Here is a 20617-nt window from a genome sequence, read left to right as displayed (position 1 = left end):
CGACGGCGTGATCCACTCCTGGCTGAACCGTCTGCTGCTGCCCGACACCGTCGGCACTGGTGGCGACTCCCACACCCGCTTCCCGATCGGCATCTCCTTCCCGGCCGGCTCCGGCCTGGTCGCCTTTGCCGCTGCCACCGGCGTGATGCCGCTGGACATGCCGGAATCCGTGCTGGTGCGCTTCAAGGGCCAGATGCAACCGGGCATCACCCTGCGTGACCTGGTCAATGCCATCCCCCTGTACGCCATCAAGGCCGGCCTGCTGACCGTCGAGAAGAAGGGCAAGAAGAACGTCTTCTCCGGCCGCATCCTCGAAATCGAAGGTCTGCCCGATCTGAAGGTCGAGCAAGCCTTCGAGCTCTCCGACGCTGCTGCCGAGCGCTCCGCCGCCGCCTGCGCGATCGCCCTGAACAAGGATCCGATCGTCGAGTACATGCGTTCCAACATCACCCTGATGAAGTGGATGATCGCCGAAGGCTACGAGGATGCCCGCACCCTCAAGCGCCGCATCAGGGCCATGGAAGAGTGGATCGCCAACGGCACCCTGCTGCAGGGTGATGCCAATGCCCAGTACGCCGCCGTGATCGAGATCGACCTGGCCGAAGTCACCGAGCCGATCCTGGCCTGCCCGAACGACCCGGATGATGTGAAGATCCTGTCCGAAGTCGCTGGCGACAAGATCGACGAAGTGTTCATCGGTTCCTGCATGACCAACATCGGCCACTTCCGTGCTGCCGGCAAGGTGCTGGAAGGCAAGTCCGACATCCCGACTCGTCTGTGGATTGCCCCGCCGACCAAGATGGATGCCCTGATCCTGACCGAAGAAGGCTACTACGGCGTTCTCGGCAAGTCCGGCGCCCGCATGGAAATGCCCGGCTGCTCCCTGTGTATGGGCAACCAGGCCCAGATCCGCAAGGGTTCCACCGCCATCTCCACCTCCACCCGCAACTTCCCGAACCGCCTGGGCATCGACACCCGTGTCTACCTGGGCTCCGCCGAACTGGCCGCCATGTGCGCCCTGGCCGGCCGGATCGTGACCAAGGAAGAGTACATGGAGCAGATCAAGGTGGTGAATGCCAAGGCTGCCGAGATCTACCGCTACATGAACTTCGACCAGATTCCGGCCTTCACTGAAGTGGCGGATACCGTCGAGATGTAACACCTCAATGCACCTCGGCCGGATGTGAGTCCGGCCCGATGCAGCAGAAAGCCCCTGACCGGGAGACCGGTCAGGGGCTTTTTTTGTGCTGCGTTCCGGAGTGAAGGGCTTGATGGACCGAATAATAATATTAAAAACGATAAAAACGATTATGTTTTTATCGAGCCGCGAGCGCTTGTGAGATGTTTGCGGATGGCGCATGGAATCCGGAATTGATCGCCGATAGAGAATTTAAAGTTATTAAAAACAAGGTTTTGTGCTGTATTTTTTGAGCTCCCGGATGATCGGGAAAAGTCGGGTCATGCGCATGGCGTGTAAGGAGATGACTTACAAAACAGGATAAAAACATTAAATACAAAAAATACGGCGTAAAACATCATTAATGATAATATCGCCAAAACACTCACCGAACGCCATGACTGATTCCAAGACATCCCGGACCTGCTCTACCCGAGAAGCTGCGCTGCAGCTGGGAGTGAGCGTGCGTACGGCCCAGCTGTGGGTCGAGGAGGGGCGCCTGAACGCCTGGAAGACACCCGGCGGGCACCGCCGGATCCTGGTCGAGTCGGTTGCGCGGCTCTTGGGTGAGCAACGGCGTGCCGGCGGCGCGGGTATCGAGCCCTTCCAGATCCTGGTCGTCCGCGAAAGCGAGCCGGATCGGAAGGCGCTGCAGGCGGTGCTTACGCCCTTGCTACCCGACTGCCGGGTATCCGTTGCCGAGGATGGTTTTGAAGGGCTGCTGCGCATCGGCGAGCGGGCGCCCGAAGTGTTGATCATCGATCTCGTCGTGACCGGCCTGGATCTTGTCCGGCTGGTACGAACCCTCACAGCGGCAGGGCGAGACCGGGCGATGCTCATCGTGGTGCTGGTGGCCTCCGATGCAGACCGGCTGGGGCTCAGAAGCGACCTGCCTGATGAGGTGGTAATTGTCGGCACACCGGTGGATGGCTCCGAGCTGGCAGCGCTGGTGAGGGTCTTTCTGCGCAACTGGCGCAGGCATGAGGAGATGGGCAGTGACAGACAGGAGGAAACAAGATGAACCAGGGCATGACTGCACGGGCCACCCCGTCCGTGGATGATCTGGCCGGCCGGGGTGCGCCCTGGGCCTGGATCGTCCTAGGTGGTGCAACGGCGGGGCTGCTGTTTGCTGTAGGAGGTATCCAGCCCCTTGTCGCCGGTCTCGCGCTGCTTCAGTGGGGGATGATCGCCGGTCTGGGCCTGGCCTTTGAGCGTGGTCATCGGAGGGCGCTCAAGGACCAACGCCAGCAACTGACCGACGAGGCGCATGCAGCCCGCCAAGGGAGCCTGCATGTGCGTGGGCTGGACAATCTGTGCGAACAGGTGCTGCCGGTCTGGGTCGGGCAGATCCATGTGGCCCGTGCTCAGACCGAGGACGCCATTACCGCGCTGTCATCCCGCTTCGGCCAGATATCCCAGCGCATCGGACTGGCCCTCGACGCATCCCGGGCGACTGCCGGTGACGATCTTGCGAGCCTCCTCAATGCCACCGAGAAGGAACTCGAGGAAATTGTCGACGCACTGCGCGCGGCCTTGTCTCACAAGGAGGTGCTCCTGACCCACGTGGCCGAACTCGGGCACATCACCTCCACCCTGGAAGACATGGCCGGGCAGGTGGGTGATGTGGCCAAACAGACCAATCTGCTTGCCCTCAACGCAGCCATCGAGGCGGCCCGCGCCGGTGAGGCCGGGCGGGGCTTCGCTGTGGTTGCCGACGAGGTACGGAAGTTGTCCACCGCGTCCGGGGAAATGGGCAAGCGCATTGGCGACACCGTCAGGTCGGTAACCGGGGCGATCGGAGAAACCCTGGAGATCTCCCAGCGCTACGCCCGCGACGACCAGACCCTGGTGTCTGCGTCAAGCCAGCGGATCGGCGAGGTGGTCCAGCGCTTGCGCTGCGCTGCAGGCGGGTTGGTGGATACCTCCCGCTCAATCACCGACGAGGGCCAGGCCCTGGCCGGGGAGATCGCCGAGGTGCTGATCTCGCTGCAGTTCCAGGATCGGGTCAGCCAGGTGCTGAGCCATGTGGCGGACGACATGGGGCGGCTTGAATCGCGGCTTGAGTCGGCTCTGGGGGAGGTTCGGGTGGGGGTCGAGCCGGAAGCGCTGGTCGCCTCAAGCTGGATGGCCGAGATGAGCAAGGCCTACACCACCCCCGAACAACATTCACTGCACCGCGGAGACGGCGGCAGCGCCCCGGACTCCGCAGGCATCACATTTTTCTGAGGAAACAGACATGGGAAAGACCATCCTGATCGTGGATGACTCCACCTCCTTGCGGCAGGTTGTCGGCATTGCCCTCAAGGGCGCCGGCTACGAAGTGATCGAGGGGTGCGATGGCAAGGACGCACTGACCAAGCTCGACGGCCGCAAGATCCACCTGATCATCAGCGACGTGAACATGCCGAACATGGACGGCATCAGCTTCGTGAAGGCCCTCAAGCAGATCCCGGCCTACAAGTTCACGCCGGTGATCATGCTGACCACCGAGTCCGGCGATGACAAGAAACGGGAAGGCCAGGCCGCCGGTGCCAAGGCGTGGGTGGTCAAGCCCTTCCAGCCGCCGCAGATGCTGACGGCAGTCGCCAAGCTGATCCTGCCGTGATCGTGCCCGCGCGCCCAACGAGGAGACAACAATGAATGCATCCGATCAATGCAAGCTCGGCACGAGCCGTGTGGTGATTGCTGGTGAAATGACGATCTACACCGTCAGGGACTGGCGCGACCGGCTGTTGGTGGCCATGAGCGCCCCTGGTGATGTGGAGCTGGATCTGTCGGGTGTCAGCGACATCGACGCGGCGGGTATCCAGTTGCTGGTTTCCCTGCGTATGGAGGCGGCCGCGGCCGATCGCGCCCTGCGCCTGCTCAGCGTCAGCGCGCGGGTCACCGAGGCGCTGACCTTCTGCCGCCTGACCGAATTTTTCAGCGATGCGCTTCCGGCGCAGGCCTGAACGCAGGAGACCGTCACGATGAGTGCCCAAATGGACGATGCCCTGCAGACCCTGGTCGTCGAAAGCCGGGAACTGCTCCAGAACATGGAGGAGGCCCTTCTGCTGCTTGAACAGACCCCCGACGATGCGGAAGCCGTCAACGCCATCTTCCGCGCCGCCCACACCATCAAGGGTTCCGCGGGCCTGTTCTCCCTTGACCACGTCGTGGCTTTCACCCACGTGGCCGAGAGCGTGTTGGACCGGGTCCGCGACCATCGCCTCGGAATGAGCCCGGCCCTGGGAGGCCTGCTGCTGGAGGTCTGTGACCAGCTTGGGCGGCTCATCGATGGGGTCGCGGCGAGGCAGGCCCCTGACGATGCCCTCTCGGCGCGCAGCGATGCCATCGCCGCCCGGCTTCAGACCTACCTGGACGCACCTTCTGCCGCGCCGGCGGAGCCGGACTTCAGCGACGTGGACTGGCCAGACGGCAACGACCTTGCGCCGCCCTCAGCAGTGCCGGTGCGCGGAAACGACAGCGTCACCAGCGGCATGTGGCACATCTCCCTGCGCTCCGGGCCCAACCTGCTGCGGGATGGCATGGACCCGCTGTCGATCCTGCATTACCTCGGCACCTTCGGCCAGATCGTCAGCCTTGAGCTGATTCTCGGCGACATTCCACCCCTGTCGGTGATTGATCCGGAGAGCTGCTACATCGGCTACGAGCTCAGCTTTGCCAGCGAAACCGATCAGGCCAGCATCGATGGGGCCTTCGATTTTGTCCGCGAGGACAGTGTCGTCCGCCTGATTCCGCCCTATGGCCCGCTTGCGGACTACCGTGCGCTGTTTGCCGACATGCCCGAGGGCCGTCTGTTGCTCGGCCGGATGCTGGTTCGCTGCGGCTCCCTCACCGAGGACGAACTCGCTCAGGCCCTGGAAACCCAGGGGCGAATGGGGCCGGACAGCGTCGGGAGCAGCCCCGCGCCCCTGTTGGGCGAGGTTCTCGTGGCCCAGCAGCTGGTGGACAAGCCCACGGTGGACGCGGCGCTTGAGCGTCAGCAACAGGTCAAGGCGACGGCGGCGGGGGAGGCCACACTAATCCGTGTTGATGCCGCCAAGCTCGACCAGCTCATCAACCTGGTGGGCGAACTGATCATCGCCGGCGCGGGCGCCCAACTGGTGGCGCGGCGGCTCAAAGTGCCCGATCTGGTGGAAAGAACCAGTGTCCTGGCGCGGCTGGTGGAGGATGTGCGCGACTCTGCGCTTACGCTCCGGATGGTGCAGATTGGCGCCACCTTCAGCCGCTTTCGCCGGGTGGTCCGGGACGTAGCCGCCGAGCTGGGCAAGGAGATCCAGCTCGACATCCGCGGTGGCGAAACCGAACTGGACAAGACCGTCGTGGAGAAGATCGGCGATCCGCTCACCCACATCGTGCGCAATGCCCTGGATCACGGCATCGAGCCGGCTGACGTGCGCCTTGCCCGGGGCAAGCCGCGGCAGGGCCGGCTCAGCCTGAACGCCTATCACGAGTCGGGCAGCATCGTCATCGAGGTGAGCGATGACGGCGGCGGGCTGCGCAAGGAGCGCATCCTGCAGAAGGCGGTCGAGCGCGGGCTGGTGAGTGAAGGCCAGGCGCTGTCGGACAAGGAGATCTTCGGCCTCGTCTTCGAGCCCGGCTTCTCCACCGCGACGCAGGTCAGCAATCTGTCCGGGCGCGGCGTGGGGATGGATGTGGTCAAGCGCAACATTCTGGCGCTGCGCGGCACCGTCGATCTGGACAGCGTGGAAGGGCAGGGCACCACGGTGCGTCTGCGTCTGCCGCTGACGCTGGCCATCATCGACGGCTTTCTCATCGGGGCCGGCAACGCGTCTTACGTGGTGCCGCTGGAGCAGGTGCTGGAGTGCATCGAGCTGCCTGAGGCGGACAAGCCCGAGCAGGGCGCGAGCTATCTCAACCTGCGCGGTGAGGTGCTGCCCTTTGTGCGCCTGCGCGACCTCTTCGATATCCCGGGCGAGGCACCCCGCCGTGAGAACGTGGTGGTGGTGCAGTACGCCGGGGAGCGCGCCGGGCTGGTGGTGGATCAGCTCTTCGGCGAGTTCCAGACCGTAATCAAGCCCCTCGGCAAGGTCTTCAGTCATATCCGCTGCATCGGCGGTTCCACCATTCTGGGCAGCGGAGATGTTGCCCTGATCCTTGATGTTCCCGGGCTGGTTCGGCAGGTGACCGAGCGCCAACCCGTTTCCCGTCAACTGCCTTCCACTCTGTCGCCGGTTTGATCCGTCGGCCATCCTTTGGAGAATCGTCATGACCGTCAGCAAGAAAATGCTGTCCCTGATCCTGTCCGCTGCTTTCGGGATCATCCTCCTGGCCATCGTGGGCCTGACCCAGATGGGCCGGGTCTATGAAACCACCAACTACGCCAATGAAAACGTGGTGCCCAGCGTTCTCACACTGGACGCGGCCTTCGCACCGATGGCTGCAGCCCGCACCCAGCTGTGGCAACACATCGCCGCGTCCGATCCGGCCGTGATGGCCGGGATTGAAGAGAAGATCACCGCGAACCATCGCAAGATCGATGAGGCGCTGAAGAAGTATGAAGGTCTGCTCAGCGACGAGAAGGACAAGAGTCTGCTGGCCGCCGACCGGGCTGCGCTGGCCGAGTTTGACCAGCTTCGCGATCGGGTCTACGTGCTCTCGCGGGTGAACAAGATGGAAGAGGCGCGGGACCTGCTCATGACCAACCAGGCCATCATGGCCCGCGTGTGGGACGCCTTCGAGGATCATCGCCTGTACAACGCCGAGTTGGGCCGCAAGGCTGCCGAGGATGCGGCCGAGAGTGTTGTCAATGCGCGCTGGGTGGCCATGGGGATCGGTGCCGTCACGCTGGTTGCGGTGTCGCTCATCGGGATCTTCATCACCCGCAGCCTGATGCAGCAGCTGGGCGGCGAGCCGGCTTACGCGGCCGACGTGGTGTCGAAGATTGCCGAGGGTGACATGACGCTGACCGTCGACACCAAGGCCGGCGACACGTCCAGCCTGCTCTACGGCCTGAAGACCATGAACGAACGGCTGACGTCCATCATCACCGAGGTGCGCAGCTCGGCCGATTCGCTCTCCAGCGCGTCGGAAGAGGTGAGTGCCACTGCCCAGAGCCTGTCCCAGTCTTCCAGCGAGCAAGCCGCGAGCGTTGAGGAAACCTCGGCGTCGATGGAGCAGATGTCGGCGTCCGTCACCCAGAACAGCGAGAACGCCACCCTCACCGACAGCATGGCGGCCAAGGCGGCCAAGGAGGCGATTGAAGGTGGCGAGGCCGTGCGCTCGACCGTGGAGGCGATGAAGAGCATCGCCGACAAGATCGGCATCGTCGACGACATCGCCTACCAGACCAACCTGCTGGCTCTGAACGCGGCCATCGAGGCGGCGCGGGCTGGTGAGCACGGCAAGGGCTTTGCAGTGGTGGCGGCCGAGGTGCGCAAACTGGCCGAGCGCAGCCAGGTGGCGGCCCAGGAGATCTCCGAGACCGCCAGGAGCAGCGTGGCCCTGGCCGAGCGGGCCGGGACGCTGTTCGAGGGCATCATCCCGAGCATCACCAAGACTTCCGATCTGGTCCAGGAGATCGCCTCCGCGTCGGACGAGCAGAGCTCCGGCGTCGGCCAGATCAACGCCGCGATGGCCCAGCTCTCCCAGACCACCCAGCAAAACGCCTCAGCCTCCGAAGAGCTCGCGGCCACCGCCGAGGAGATGAGCGCCCAGGCCGAGCAACTGAGCAAGGCGATGGCCTACTTCAAGCTCGCCAGCGGCCATCGGGCACGGCCCGCCCGCGCCGAGGTCGCCAGCCGCGCGGAGAGCCGTCGCCAGTCGGGCCGGGCGCCGATCTTTCAGACCGAGTACGTCCAGTTCGAGGGCTGAGAGATGGCTACACTTGCCAGGAAAGACGCGCTGGCGGTCGCCGCCGAGCCCCGCCAGTACCTGACCTTCACCCTGGGCGGCGAGATGTACGCCGTCGAGACCCTCAGCGTGAAGGAGATCATCGAATACGGTCAGGTGACCACCGTGCCCATGATGCCGCCGAGCATCCGCGGGGTCATCAACCTGCGTGGCGCGGTGGTGCCGGTGATCGATCTGAAGGCGCGCTTCGGCGGCAAGCCCACCGAGATCACCCGACGTACCTGCATCGTCATCATCGAGATGGGCGGCAGCGATGAGTGCCAGGTGCTGGGCATTCTGGTGGATACGGTGAGCGAGGTGCTGGAGATCCCGCCCGGCGAGGTTGAGGCGCCGCCGGCCTTCGGCGCGCGCATCCGGGCGGATTTCATCCTAGGCATGGGCAAGGTGGCGGGCGGCTTCGTGATCCTGCTCAATGTGGAGGCGGTGCTGTCTACGGATGAACTGTCGGTGCTCGACGAGCTGTCCCGGCAGGGGACGCCGATGGACGCGGGCACCTTGCCGCGCCTCGGCAGCAGCGTGGCGGGCTGAGACCATGACCACGACTGCCGTCCAGCGCCACGTCACGGGGCTGCAGGGCCAGCTCACCGATCGGGAGTTTGGCCAGTTCCGCGCGATGATGTACTCCCTGGCCGGGATCAGCCTGTCCGACGCCAAGAAGCAGCTGGTGGCCGGGCGGCTGGCCCGCCGGCTGCGCCAGCTGGATCTGGACGGCTACGGCAGCTACCTCCAGCGGGTGCAGGCCGACGCCGGGGAACGCCAGATTGCGGTGGACCTGCTGACCACCAACGAGACCTACTTCTTCCGTGAGCCCAAGCATTTCGACTTCCTGCGCAGCCACGCCCTGCCCGAACTCAAGGGGCAAAGCACGGTGCGGGTGTGGAGCGGCGCCTGCTCCAGCGGCGAGGAGCCCTACACCATCGCCATGGTGATGGCCGAGGTGCTGGGAGGGCGCCCGTGGGAGATCGTCGCGTCGGATCTGTCCACCCGCGTGCTGACCCACGCGCGGGAGGGGCGTTACCCGATGGACGATGCGGCGGGCATTCCCCGGCCGCTGCTGGCGAAGTACTGCCTGAAGGGCATCGGCAGCCAGGACGGCACCTTCATGATGAAGCCCGAGCTGCGCGGAAGAATCAATTTCCGCCAGATCAACCTGAACGCCACCCTGCCGGACATCGGCCAGTTCGACGTGATCTTCCTGCGCAACGTGATGATCTATTTCGACCTGGAAACCAAACGTCAGGTGATCCGGCGCATCCTGCCGCTGCTGCGGCCGGGGGGCTATTTCATGCTCAGCCATTCGGAAAACCTCAACGGCGTCTCCGATGCGCTGAAGACCGTCCGCCCATCGATCTACCGCAAGCCGGCGGCCTGAACCCATGCGCATGCCCGACGGGGTCGTCGAGATATTCCTGCAGCCGGGCGAGTGGTATTTCGGCGACCGCCACACACGTATCCGCACCGTGCTTGGCTCCTGCGTGTCCGCGGTGTTCTGGCATCCCGACAGGCTGATCGGCGGGATGTGCCACTTCGTGCTGCCCAGCCGCGGACGCACCCCTTCCCGCGGGCTGGACGGACGCTACGGGGATGAGGCCATCGACCTGATGCTCAGGGAGATCCGGGCCGCCCGGACGCGGCCCGAAGACTACCGGGTCCGCCTTTTTGGCGGTGGCAACATGTTTCCCGATCTGGCCGGCGGGCGCGGCACCCCCTTGATCGGGCAGAAGAACGTGGTGCTTGCCCATGAGCTGGTGCGCACCCATCGCCTGAGCTGCGTGGGCGCCCATGTCGAAGGCAACGGTCATCGCCACCTGCTCTTCGACATCTGGAGCGGGCGTGTCACCATGAGGCACGCGGCAGGCAGGCCCGGCTGACGTCACTTAAACAATTACAGAAAAACAGGAAAGCCATGCCCCCCATCAAGGTCATGATCGTCGACGACTCGGCGGTGGTCCGCCAGGTCTTGTCGGCAACACTGGGCGAGGATCACGCCATTGAAATTATCGGCACGGCGGTTGATCCGGTATTTGCCCTGGAGCGGATGAAGACCTGCTGGCCGGACGTCATCGTCCTCGACGTGGAGATGCCGCGCATGGACGGAATCACCTTCCTGCGCAAGATCATGGCCGAGCGCCCCACGCCGGTGGTGATCTGCTCGACCCTGACCGAGAAGGGGTCGGAAACAGCGCTGCAGGCCCTTTCCGCAGGTGCGGTCTGCGTCGTGACCAAGCCCAGGATGGGTCTGAAGCAATTCCTGATGGATAGCTCGGATGATCTCGTCAGCGCGGTCAAGGTTGCAGCCCGCGCCAACGTGCGACGCCTTTTGGCGGCGAGCCAGGCGGCCCCCATGCCGCCGGCGCCGAAGCTGTCGGCCGATGCCATCCTGCCGCCGGGCACCGCGATGGCCCAGACCACCGAGACGGTGGTGGCGATCGGCACATCGACGGGCGGCACCCAGGCGCTGGAGGCCGTGTTGCGCGCCCTGCCGCGGGTATGCCCGGGTATTGTGGTCGTCCAGCATATGCCAGAGAAGTTCACCGGCGCCTTTGCCCAGCGTCTCGACACCCTGTGCGAGGTCGAGGTGCGCGAAGCGCGTCACGGCGACCGGGTGGTGCCAGGTCGGGTGCTGATCGCACCGGGAGGTCGCCACATGCTTCTCAAGCGCAGTGGCGCCCAGTATGTGGTGGATGTGGTCGACGGTCCGCCGGTGAGTCGCCACCGACCTTCGGTGGACGTCCTGTTCCGGTCTGTTGCCCGCTTTGCGGGCAGGAACGCGGTGGGCATCATCATGACCGGGATGGGTGATGACGGCGCCCGCGGCTTGAAGGAAATGCACGATGCCGGCGCCTGGACCGTTGCCCAGGACGAGGCCAGCTGTGTGGTCTATGGCATGCCCAAGGAGGCCGTGAAGCTCGGCGCGGTCGACCGCATCCTGCCGCTCCGGGACATTCCGTCCGCCATCCTTGGGCGGATCAGCCGCAAGGGGTGATGCGGACCGGCAAGTCTGCCGGCATGGGGATTCGTTCCATCGCGCATGGACATTCGGAGAGTCGCGCCGTATAAAGGAAATGAGGCTTCCGGTCGCGGGGTGAAGAGTTCCATGACGCATCGCTTGGTGTTGCTAGGGCTATTGGCGGCCGCTTGTTTGCCGGCAGCGGACGCATTGGCTTTCTGCACGACCCGCGAGCGCATCCAGTTGCGTAACGAGGGGGTGCCGCAGATGGAGATTGATCGCCTGTGCGGCGGTACGACCCAGCAGCGCGTGCCGTCGATGCCTCCACAGCAGCAGCAAATGCCGCGCCCGCGGTTCGCCACCCTGTGCATGACCAACGCCGGGCCCTGCCCGATGGCAGTAGCCATGCCGGTCGGCTCGGCCTGTGCCTGCTACACCCCCTGGGGTGCAGTACCGGGCATTGCCCAATAGGCATCGCCATGGCCGACATTTTCCTCAGTTACGGACACACCGACAGGGCCCGGGCAGAAGTCCTCGCTGCGGCCCTGGCAGCCCGCTTCTCGGTGTGGTGGGATAAGGATCTGGACGCCGCCTGCACCTGGCGCAAGGAGCTCGAGGAGCAGATCGACGACGCGCGCTGCGTGGTGGTGCTGTGGAGCGAGACCTCCCGGGAAAAGGACTTCGTGCGCTCCGAAGCCAGCCGTGCAGCCCAACGCCGGACGCTGCTGCAGGTCTGCCTCGACGGTGAGGACGTACCCCTCGGGTTCACCGAGTCCCAGTGGATAGACCTGCGGGCCTGGAACGGGGAGGCGGACGATCCACTGCTGGCCGAGGTTTTGATCACACCCCTGGAGAAACGCGTGCGTGGCAGCCGTTCGGCCCTGCTGGTGGGTGTCGATGCCTACGCCCACGGCGCCGGTTTCCAGGCTCCCGGCTGCGCCTCAAGCAGTGTGGACGCCCTTCGCAAGCTGTTGGCCGATCGGGACGACACTCACTTCCAGGTAGAGACCCTGATCAACCCGGAAAAAACGGCGCTGATGAAGAGCCTGCAGAAGGTCTTCAAGGATGCCCTGCCCAACGACACGGTGCTGCTCTATTACTGCGGCCACGCCAAGCTGTCGGCCCGGGGCGATCTCTACCTGTGCCCCAACGACTCCGAGCTCGATTATCTGGATGCGACGGCGATCTCCATGGAGTGGATTGCCAAGCGGGCGCTGAACGAGAGCAGCGCTTCCCAGCTGGTCATCCTGCTTGACTGCATCTACAGCCTGACTGCAGATGCGGTCGGGCAGGTGGATATCCCGTCCATTCTCGTCTCCAACCTGGGGCAGGGGCAGGGCAAGTACGTGCTGGCGGGGAGCACGGTGCTGGATCGGGATGTGGCAGAGCGGGGGGGCTCCGTCTCCCGGCTGGTGCGCTGGTTCGTGCATGGAGTGGAGACCTTCGAGGCGGATGACGGTGACTGCATCCTCACCGCCGATGAAATTTGCCGCTACGTGCAGGCCCGCATTGAAGCCGAGGCCCCCGAGAACCAGCCCCTGAGCAAGGGCTTCAACACCAACTCCAGCCGCGGGGAGGTTGCCCGGCGCACCACCGCAGCGCCGACGGCCACCGCCCTTCGCGGCAATCGCGAGTTCTTCCTGGCCATCCGCGGAGCCCTGGACGAAGGGCGGCTGGTGCCCCTGGTGGGTGACGGGGTTTTCGGCAGTGGTCCCCTCAGTGCCTTCCGGCTGGTCAGTGCCCTGATTGAGACCGCCGGCCTGGAAGCCGGCATGCGCCTTGACGAACGCTACCCGCTGGCTACCGCAGCGGAATATCTGCTGCTGGTTTTTGGTGGCGAGCGGGGTGCCTTTCTCAGGCGTCTCACCACCGTACTGCGCGAGCAGAGCCAGTCCGTCGTTCAGGCCCAGACCCAGACCCACCGCTTCCTGGCGGCCATGCAGACCCCCTGGATCATCGTCTCGGCCAGTTACGACTGGGTCTTCGAGAGCCTGCTGGAGCAGGCCGGGCTGCCCTTCACGGTGGTCACCCACATCCTGACGGCCGAGGATGATGAGCTGGATGGGCGCCTGCTGGTGATCCGCAGGGGAGGGCAGACGCCCTCGGTGGAGGTCAAGCTGGCCGATAACTGGCTGATTTCGGACCTGGGGGAGCATGGAGATCGGATCATCTACAAGATCGTTGGCTCCCCCTTCGCCAACGAGCTGGCTGATCGCCATTCAGGCATCGACACGGTGGTCATCACCGAGAGCGATCACATGACCTTTCTCGGTCGCCTGGAGAACGAGCACACCAAGCCGCCCAGCGCCTTCTCGCGGCGTCTGCAGAAGAGTGCCCTGCTGTTTCTCGGCTACAACCTGGATGTGTGGCATTACCGTTTGGTCGGGCACATCTTCAGCAACGAGGGGCAGGTGCGGCCGCGGCGGCGCTACGCCGTACGCACGGCGGTGTCGCCCATAGAGGAGCGCTTCTGGGCCCAGCTGGTGGCGGCGGAGGATCGCCTCCAGTCCGACTGTGAAGCCTTCGTGCAGACCCTCGGGCAATTCAAGTAGGGCTACCCATGTCCGACGCTCCCCATTCCCTGCTGCCCGCCGATGTCCATGAGCCCTATATCGGCCTCAAACCCTATACCGAGGCCGAGCGCGACCGTTTTTTCGGCCGGGAGCGGGATGCCCAGTTGCTCATCAACAAGCTCTTCTCCCATCCGCTGACCCTGCTCTATGCCCCGTCCGGGGTAGGCAAGACCTCGCTGCTTCGGGCTTTGGTGATTCCGGAGCTGCGGGCCGAAGAAGCGCAGGTGGTGTACTTCGACAAGTGGAACACGCCCGACCCCTGTGACGCTGTGGCTCAGGCCATTGCCGGCAGCCCGCAGGCGCCCGGGTCAGGTCAGCTGGTGGATGCGGCTCGCGTAGCGTTGTCCCGGGACGACAGCACCCTGGTGCTGGTGCTGGACCAGTTTGAGGAGTACCTGCAGCGCTACGCCGGCGATTTGGGGCATCTGCCCGTTGCCCTGGGTGCCCTGCTGCGCACGCCCCTTGATCTGCGGGTGGTGCTGTCCTTCCGCGAGGAATTCCTGGCCAGCGTCGATGCGTGTCTGCGTGGGCATGTGCTGTCCCTGTTTGCGTCCACCTATCACCTGGAGCATCTGGACCGGGATCGCGCCCGGGAGGCCATCGCCGCGCCTGCCCGGCGCTTTGGCGGGGTGTGTGACGAGGAGCTGGTAGATCGCCTGCTGGATGACCTGGCTCCCGGTGATCCTGAAAAGTCCGCCGGCCGCCTGTTCCGGGGCGGCATCGAACTGCCTTTCCTGCAGCTTATCTGCCGCTGCCTGTGGGACAAGGCCCTGGCAGGGGGCGCGCCCGGCCTGCGCATGGCCGACTACCTGGCTCTGGGCGAGCGTCGCGGCATCATTGCCGCCTACCTGCATGACGTGACCCGCCATTTCGGCCTGTTCCAGTCCCTCGACGCCGCCCAGGTCCTGAAGGCACTGGCCCCCCGTAACGGTGTCAAGATCGCCTATCCGCTCGAAGCGCTGGCTGCCCAGGCGGGGACCTCCGAACAGCGCACCGAGCGGGTCCTGGATGTGCTCCGGGAGCATCGCATCGTGCGCACCCGGGATGCTGCGGGGGGCGTGAGCTACGAATTGCAGCACGATGCCTTCATCGAGATCGTGCGGCCCTGGGCGGACCAGCGTTTCCGCCGTCGCAACCAGTGTCTGGGCGGGCTGGCAGGCCTCGCGCTGCTGGCTGCCGTGGGCCTCAATCTGTACACCTTGCACCAGGACAGGCAAGAGGCCGACGCCCGCCGCATCGCTGCGGAAGTGACCGACCGCATTGAGGTGGACACCCGCAGGGCCCTGGAGGAGGCCCTTGGCCTGGCTGCCGGTTCGGACGACCGCAACGTCCGCAACACCTTGCGCCTGGCGATTTCCGGATTCCTGCACAACCCGGCGCTGGCACCCCACAAGGGCGCTGCCAATGCGGTGGCCTTTAGCCGCGATGGGGCGTGGATTGTCAGTGCCGGTGATGACGGTGAGGCGCGCCTGCTCAACAGCCAGAGCCTGGCCGTGCAGGCGCGCGTCATCCACGGCGGCCCGGTGGTGGCGATTGCCGCGTCGGAGAATGGCTCGCGTATTGTCTCGGCCGGCCGGGATGGTCTGTTGCGGGTCTGGGATCGGAGCGGAAAGCTGCTGACCGAATGTGGCCACGTCGGCGGCCCACCCTGGCTGGATGCGGATATCAGCCGCGACGGCAAGCGGGTGGTGGCGATCCGCGAATCGGAGGACGGCACCACGCCGGATCTGCTGCTCACCGGAGCCGGTGGGGCTTGTGCGCTGGCCCGACTGTCGGGGCATTTCGGCAATGTAGGCTCGGCCAGTTTCGACGACAGCGGCAAGTGGGTGCTGTCCTACGGCAACAACGACAACACTGCTCGCATCTGGGACGTGGTCGATGGCAGCGTGGTCACCCTGACCCATCCCGATGAGGTCTTTGGGGCCAGCTTCTCCCCCGATGGCACGGAAGTGGCGGTGGCCGTGGCCGATGGCACGCTCTACCGCTGGACAGCCCGCGGCCGCCTCATCGGGCATCCCCTTGAGCTTCCGGTCCAGGCGGATCAGCCCCCGGTGTCCGCCACGTCGGTGCGCTACGCCCCCGATGGCCGACGTCTGGTGGCCACCGGTTCCGACGGGGGCGTCTACGTCTGGAGTGTGTTGCCCGACGTTCAGCCCCAGGGCATGGCGCCCCATGTCTTGCCCGGCGTGCATGCGGGGGGCGCCCTGGCGGCCTACTTCAGTCCGGACGGTCGACGCATCCTGTCCTATGGCAGGGACGACACCGTGCGAGTGTGGGACGAGCCCTTCGCTTTCCGCGCCCGAGAGTTCCGCGGCCATGGTCAGGAGGTCAGGGCCGCGCTGTTTGCGCCTGACAGTGCGCGGGTGGTGAGCGCTGGTGCCGACGGCACGGTCAAGCTGTGGCGTCTCCAGCCGGCCGATTTTCTGCCGCCCATGGGCAATGGGCTGATCCTCAGCGCCAACGGCAAGTACAGTTTCCGCATCGCCACCGGTGAGCTTTTTGAAAGCGGTGGCAGCGCTGCTGGTCGCGTCTTGCTCAACAAGGGCGAGGTAGTGCGTACGGCGGTGTTCAGTAGCGACGCTACGCAGATTGCCCTCGGCCTGACCAGCGGGCATCTGCGGGTGCTGCCCGTGACGGGAGGGGCGGTGGTTTTCGAGGCGGACGACCTGGATAGCCCCATCTACGCGCTGGCCTTTGACCGACGCGGGCGTCGCCTCGCCAGCGGCGGATCCGACGGTCACCTGCGGCTCTACGATCTGGACGCGCCCCGGCAGGACCACAGCGGTATTGCCGCCCATGCCGGGCCGGTGATCAGCCTGGATATCCATCCGGATGGGGAGCGCATCGTCTCCACCGGTGCAGATGGTAGCGCACGGGTGTGGAGCTGGGATCGGCAGGCCCTCAGCACCCTGGAGGGGGAGGCCGACCGGGTGCGTGACGCGCGCTTCAGTGCCGACGGGAAGCGCATCCTGCGCCGCAACGGCGACCGCATCACCACCTTTGACGGTGAAGCCTGGGCAAGGGCAGATGATGAACTGACCGACTTCGCCCGCTCCCTTCTCGATACACGTCGCCCCTAGCAGCCCTCCTTCCGGCGCCATCCCCCCCAGTCCGACCCAGCTGAAGCAAAGGCGCGTGTGCGCTTTCCGGCACTGACCGGCAGGGGTGTTTGCCGCCTCCTGCGGGTGGATCATCTCGCCGAAAACATCTTATTTGATAAAAACAACAACCCTGTCTTTGGATGTCGGTCATTGTTTGCTCTTCTTGTTCTACCCGCCAACAAAAAGTGTGGCGTTGAGGGTTAGAAAAAAGTTAATTAACTCAGTAATAAAGAGATTTATTTGTGTCTTGTTTGATGTGTTTAAGGCAGGTTTGCGATAAGTGTGAGAAGTTTCCGCGCCAACGCAAACATTAAATACAACAATAAAACACATAAACAATAAAAATGATAATATCGCAAAAATTTTGGAGGGGCCATGACTCCGCAACCCGACACCACCCGCATCTGCTCGACCCGCGAGGCATCCCGTTTGCTCGGGATCAGTGTGCGCACGACGCAGCTGTGGGTCGAGGAGGGCCATCTTCAGGCGTGGAGAACTCCCGGCGGGCATAGCCGCATCCTGCTCGATTCGGTAGAGAGCCTGATGCGCCAGCACCGGTGTGCTGCAACGGCGCCACCTGACCCTTTCGGGGTACTGGTGCTGCGCGAGGAGCGGGAAGGCGGTGAGGCCCTGCGGGCAATCCTCGAGGACGTCCTGCCCGACTGTCGGGTTGAGACAGCCAACAGCGGGTTCGAGGCGCTGATCCGTATCGGTGAGACCCGGCCCAAGGTGCTGATCACTGATCTTGGCATTGCTGGCCTGGATTTTTTCGCCATGGTCCACGCCCTTGTGGCTCATGCCAGGGAGCGCCTGATACTGGTGGTGGTCCTGGTGGCCTCGGAGGCGGACAGGGCCGGTGTGCGCGAGCGTCTGCCCGATGAGGTCGTGGTGATGGCGCCGCCGGTGGAGGGGCAGGAGATCGCCGCCCTGGTGCGGGCCTTCCGGTGCAAGCGGCAGCGCGCCGAGGCCGTGCGCTGAGTCAAGGATATGTGATGAGCCTTCAATCGACAATAAATGCCATCCGCCGGTGCTGCCTTCGGCTTAGCCCTCCTACTCTGTTGGCGACGCCCCGAAGCGGTCTTTCGGCGCGTGCCTTCCCTTCGCAGAAGAGAACCTCATGAGCGCGTCAGAACAGACCCACGTGGGTCACAGCCGGGTACGGATCGCCGGCCCGATGACCATCTACACGGCAGCCAGGTGGCGCGACGCCTTGCTCGCCGCAATGAATGCGGCGGGCAGCGTGGAACTGGATCTTTCCGGTGTCAGCGACATCGACGCAGCGGGTATTCAGCTGTTGGTGTCCCTGCGCATGGAAGCACAGGCCTGTGAGCGCGCCCTGCGCCTGGTCGCCACCAGCGAGCGGATAAGAGAGGCGCTTGCCTTCTGCCATTTGACTGAATTCTTCAAGGACGCGCCGCAGGCGCAATCCTGATTGTCAGGAGCAAACCCGTGTCCTCAATCAAGGTCATGATCGTCGATGATTCTCCCCTGTTGCACCAGGTGCTGACTGAGCAGCCTTCTGCCGAGGGCATCGAGATCACCGGCGTCGCAGCCGACCCGCGGCATGTCCGCGAAGCCCTGGATAGCCGATGGCCGGACGTGATCGTCCTCCAGTTGGGCCTCCCGGACCTGGATGGCCTGACCCTGCTCAGACAGATTCTGAACGAACGCCCCATCCCGGTTGTGGTTTCCGCACCCGCGACCGAAAAGGGTGCCGAACTGGCACTCGACGCTCTGAGCGCAGGCGCCGTGTGCGCTGTCACCCGGCCCACCAAACTCTCCCTGCACGCGCCGGCGGATCTTTCGGACGATCTGCTGCATGCAGTCCGAGCGGCATCCGAAGCCCGCGTGGGGCTGGTGAGTGAGGGGTACGTGCCCAAGCCGGCGACGCCTCACGACTCGGATAGGTGCCTGCCCCCTGGCGTCGGGCCGGTGGTGGTGATGGGTGCGTCTGCCGGCGGTGCCCGCGCTCTGGAAACCGTGCTGCGTGCCTTGCCAAAGAACACCCCGGGCATTGTTGTCGTTGTACATATGCCCGAGAGGTTCACTGGCGCATTTGCCAGGCTGCTCGATCCGCTCTGTGAGGTCGACGTAAGGGAGGCGCGTCACGGAGACAGGGTGCTGCCCGGCAAGGTGCTGATTGCTCCCGGGGGCTCTCACATTCAGCTCAAACGCAGCGGAGTTCAGTACGTGGTGGATATCATCGACGGCCCCCCGGTCAGCCGACGCCGGCCTTCGGTCGATGTATTGTTCCTTTCGGCGGCACGCTTTGCCGGCAAGGACGCCATGGGCATCATCATGACCGGTATGGGCAATGACGGCGTGCGCGGGCTGAAGGAAATGCACGATGCCGGCGCCTGCACCATCGCCCAGGATGAGGCGAGCTGCGTGGGCTACGGCATGCCTGGCGAGGCCGTGAGGATGGGCGCAGTGTCCCGCATCCTGCCCCTGCAGGCGATTGCCGATGCCATCATGGGGCGGTTCGATCCGGCCCCCCGGGCGGGCCCGGAGCAATAAAAAGCCCGCCCCTTGCGGGGGCGGGCAGGTGACTCCGTGGCTTGCAGCTTTTATCAGCCGCAGGTGCCCACGGCGCCGCAGGCGGTGCAGAAGTCGCAACCATCCTTGCGGATCACCGAGTGGTTGCCGCATTCATTGCACAGGGCGCCTTGCATCAGCTTGGGCTCGTTGTTGTCGCGGGGGGATTCGAGGATGCCCATCTCGCGGGTCGGGTAGCCGGCTTCGTCCAGCACGCCGAGCATGGCGTAGCGGTGGATGATCAGTGCAGCCAGGTAGGCCACGGTGGACGGCCAGTTCTGCTGGCGGCGGGTGCCGGGCACGAAGGCCATGAAGTCACCCAGGGGTTCCGGGTAGTCGATCAGCTTGCGCAGCTTCATGCCGATCCAGGCCGGGTCCATCACACGCATGTCCAGGGACAGGATGCGCGACAGGCCGTCCAGGGCGCGCGGGTAGTTGCCCGAAAGCCACATGGAGTAGGGGCGGGTGACGCCGTCCGGCAGGGTGATTTCCTTCAGGCCGAGCACGAAGTCTTCGCCGGTGGCCGGGTTCTGGATGTCCACCGTCCAGGACAGGGTGCCGTCGGTGCCGGTCTTGGGCTCCTGCAGGCTGAACACGCTGTCGAGCACCGGGGTCGGCAGGTCGCCGTCGAGGGCGTTGAGCCGTTCGCAGCGGTAGCGCACCACCTGGGCGAAGGCGGACACCACGCCCGGCATCAGCTTCTGTTCGCCGTGCGGGGGGAAGCGCAGCTCGAAGGGCTTTTCACCGACGGTCTTGGACAGGGTCTCGAGCTTGAGCTTGAGCCAGCCGCGATCGTTGGCGCGCATGTCCATGGACAGGGTCTTGGCCACCGCCCCCAGGCCGCGGGGCTGGTCAGCACCATTCACCCACACCTCGAACGGGAAGGAACCCTTGGCGGGGCTGTCTTCGACCGGATCCATGTGGCCCACGAAGAGGGCGAAGTTGCCCTGCGGCGTGTTGAGCATGTAGGTCCAGGCGGCGTTGCCGTCCGGCAGGTCCGGGCGGCCGGGCCAGCGCAGGGACGACAGCACCGGGGCGGGCAGGCTCTTGATGGACAGGCGACGGTTGGTGTCGTCGGACATCTCCACGTCCTGGGGCTGCTTCTGCTCGCTGCTTGGGGTAACCGACAGCACCGAGCCCAGCACGCTGTTGGGACGATAGGTGGCCAGGCCCTTCAGGCCGGACTTCCAGGCGTCGAGGTAGAGGTTCTCGAACTCGGCGTAGGGATAGTCGGCGGGCACGTTCACCGTCTTGGAGATGGAGGTGTCCACGTAGGGGGCGACCGCGGCAACCATGTCCTTATGGGCCTTGGCAGAGATCTCCAGGGCGGTCACGAAGTACTCGGGCAGCTTGGCGACATCGCCGCCCAGGTGCTTGTAGAGACGCCAGGCGTAGTCCTCGACGG

The 20617-nt window shown here is 64.9% G+C and carries 17 protein-coding genes and 1 pseudogene; 17 read left to right on the top strand and 1 reads right to left on the bottom strand.

Annotated elements, in window-relative coordinates; translation table 11 throughout:
* From ACIQ09_RS15935 to ACIQ09_RS15855, 17 genes are all read left to right on the top strand, one after another.
* A partial coding sequence (locus ACIQ09_RS15935) for an aconitase family protein (protein ID WP_398311948.1) occupies window positions 1-1159 on the top strand: 1159 nt, incomplete at its 5' end.
* Between the two features lie 382 nt (window positions 1160-1541).
* Window positions 1542-2198 (top strand): helix-turn-helix domain-containing protein, encoded by a 657-nt coding sequence (locus ACIQ09_RS15930; RefSeq protein ID WP_398311945.1) that lies wholly within the window; start codon window positions 1542-1544, stop codon window positions 2196-2198.
* Window positions 2195-3403: a methyl-accepting chemotaxis protein gene (locus tag ACIQ09_RS15925; protein WP_398311942.1), complete on the top strand. Its 1209-nt coding sequence runs from the start codon at window positions 2195-2197 to the stop codon at window positions 3401-3403. The genes ACIQ09_RS15930 and ACIQ09_RS15925 overlap by 4 nt, the downstream gene beginning before the upstream one ends.
* A 10-nt stretch (window positions 3404-3413) precedes the next feature.
* On the top strand, window positions 3414-3782 hold the full coding sequence (locus tag ACIQ09_RS15920) for a response regulator (RefSeq protein ID WP_398311939.1): 369 nt from the start codon (window positions 3414-3416) through the stop codon (window positions 3780-3782).
* Window positions 3783-3813: 31 nt separating this feature from the next.
* Window positions 3814-4128, top strand: coding sequence for a lipid asymmetry maintenance protein MlaB (locus ACIQ09_RS15915; protein WP_398311936.1), 315 nt, complete (start codon window positions 3814-3816; stop codon window positions 4126-4128).
* 18 nt (window positions 4129-4146) lie between these two features.
* Window positions 4147-6381 carry a chemotaxis protein CheA gene (locus ACIQ09_RS15910; protein ID WP_398311933.1) on the top strand — a complete coding sequence of 745 codons (2235 nt, stop codon included), beginning with the start codon at window positions 4147-4149 and terminating at the stop codon, window positions 6379-6381.
* A gap of 28 nt (window positions 6382-6409) precedes the next feature.
* The gene (locus ACIQ09_RS15905; RefSeq protein ID WP_398311930.1) at window positions 6410-8014 is read left to right on the top strand and encodes a methyl-accepting chemotaxis protein; all 1605 of its coding nucleotides are present in this window, start codon (window positions 6410-6412) and stop codon (window positions 8012-8014) included.
* Between the two features lie 3 nt (window positions 8015-8017).
* On the top strand, window positions 8018-8581 hold the full coding sequence (locus ACIQ09_RS15900) for a chemotaxis protein CheW (RefSeq protein ID WP_398311927.1): 564 nt from the start codon (window positions 8018-8020) through the stop codon (window positions 8579-8581).
* A 4-nt stretch (window positions 8582-8585) separates the two neighbouring features.
* On the top strand, window positions 8586-9425 hold the full coding sequence (locus tag ACIQ09_RS15895; RefSeq protein ID WP_398311924.1) for a CheR family methyltransferase: 840 nt from the start codon (window positions 8586-8588) through the stop codon (window positions 9423-9425).
* 4 nt (window positions 9426-9429) lie between these two features.
* Window positions 9430-9924: a chemotaxis protein CheD gene (locus ACIQ09_RS15890; protein WP_398311921.1), complete on the top strand. Its 495-nt coding sequence runs from the start codon at window positions 9430-9432 to the stop codon at window positions 9922-9924.
* A 35-nt stretch (window positions 9925-9959) separates the two neighbouring features.
* Window positions 9960-11039: a chemotaxis response regulator protein-glutamate methylesterase gene (locus ACIQ09_RS15885; RefSeq protein ID WP_398311918.1), complete on the top strand. Its 1080-nt coding sequence runs from the start codon at window positions 9960-9962 to the stop codon at window positions 11037-11039.
* A 174-nt stretch (window positions 11040-11213) separates the two neighbouring features.
* Window positions 11214-11474 (top strand): hypothetical protein, encoded by a 261-nt coding sequence (locus ACIQ09_RS15880; protein WP_398311915.1) that lies wholly within the window; start codon window positions 11214-11216, stop codon window positions 11472-11474.
* Between the two features lie 8 nt (window positions 11475-11482).
* Window positions 11483-13555, top strand: a complete 2073-nt coding sequence (locus ACIQ09_RS15875) for a TIR domain-containing protein (RefSeq protein ID WP_398311912.1) — start codon at window positions 11483-11485, stop codon at window positions 13553-13555.
* 8 nt (window positions 13556-13563) lie between these two features.
* A complete protein-coding gene (locus ACIQ09_RS15870; protein ID WP_398311909.1) occupies window positions 13564-16656 on the top strand; it encodes a hypothetical protein in 3093 nt (1030 codons plus the stop codon).
* A gap of 396 nt (window positions 16657-17052) precedes the next feature.
* Window positions 17053-17655, top strand: a complete 603-nt coding sequence (locus ACIQ09_RS15865; protein WP_398311906.1) for an excisionase family DNA-binding protein — start codon at window positions 17053-17055, stop codon at window positions 17653-17655.
* A 139-nt stretch (window positions 17656-17794) separates the two neighbouring features.
* Window positions 17795-18109 (top strand): lipid asymmetry maintenance protein MlaB, encoded by a 315-nt coding sequence (locus ACIQ09_RS15860; protein ID WP_398311903.1) that lies wholly within the window; start codon window positions 17795-17797, stop codon window positions 18107-18109.
* 17 nt (window positions 18110-18126) lie between these two features.
* Window positions 18127-19194 carry a chemotaxis response regulator protein-glutamate methylesterase gene (locus ACIQ09_RS15855; RefSeq protein WP_398311900.1) on the top strand — a complete coding sequence of 356 codons (1068 nt, stop codon included), beginning with the start codon at window positions 18127-18129 and terminating at the stop codon, window positions 19192-19194.
* Window positions 19195-19247: 53 nt separating this feature from the next.
* Here ACIQ09_RS15855 and ACIQ09_RS15850 read toward each other — a convergent pair.
* Window positions 19248-20617, bottom strand: a pseudogene (locus tag ACIQ09_RS15850) (ribonucleoside-diphosphate reductase, adenosylcobalamin-dependent); the annotation flags it as partial.

This window comes from Zoogloea sp. (genome assembly GCF_044344315.1).
Lineage (GTDB): Bacteria > Pseudomonadota > Gammaproteobacteria > Burkholderiales > Rhodocyclaceae > Zoogloea.
This window is presented reverse-complemented; position numbering and strand designations above follow the sequence as displayed.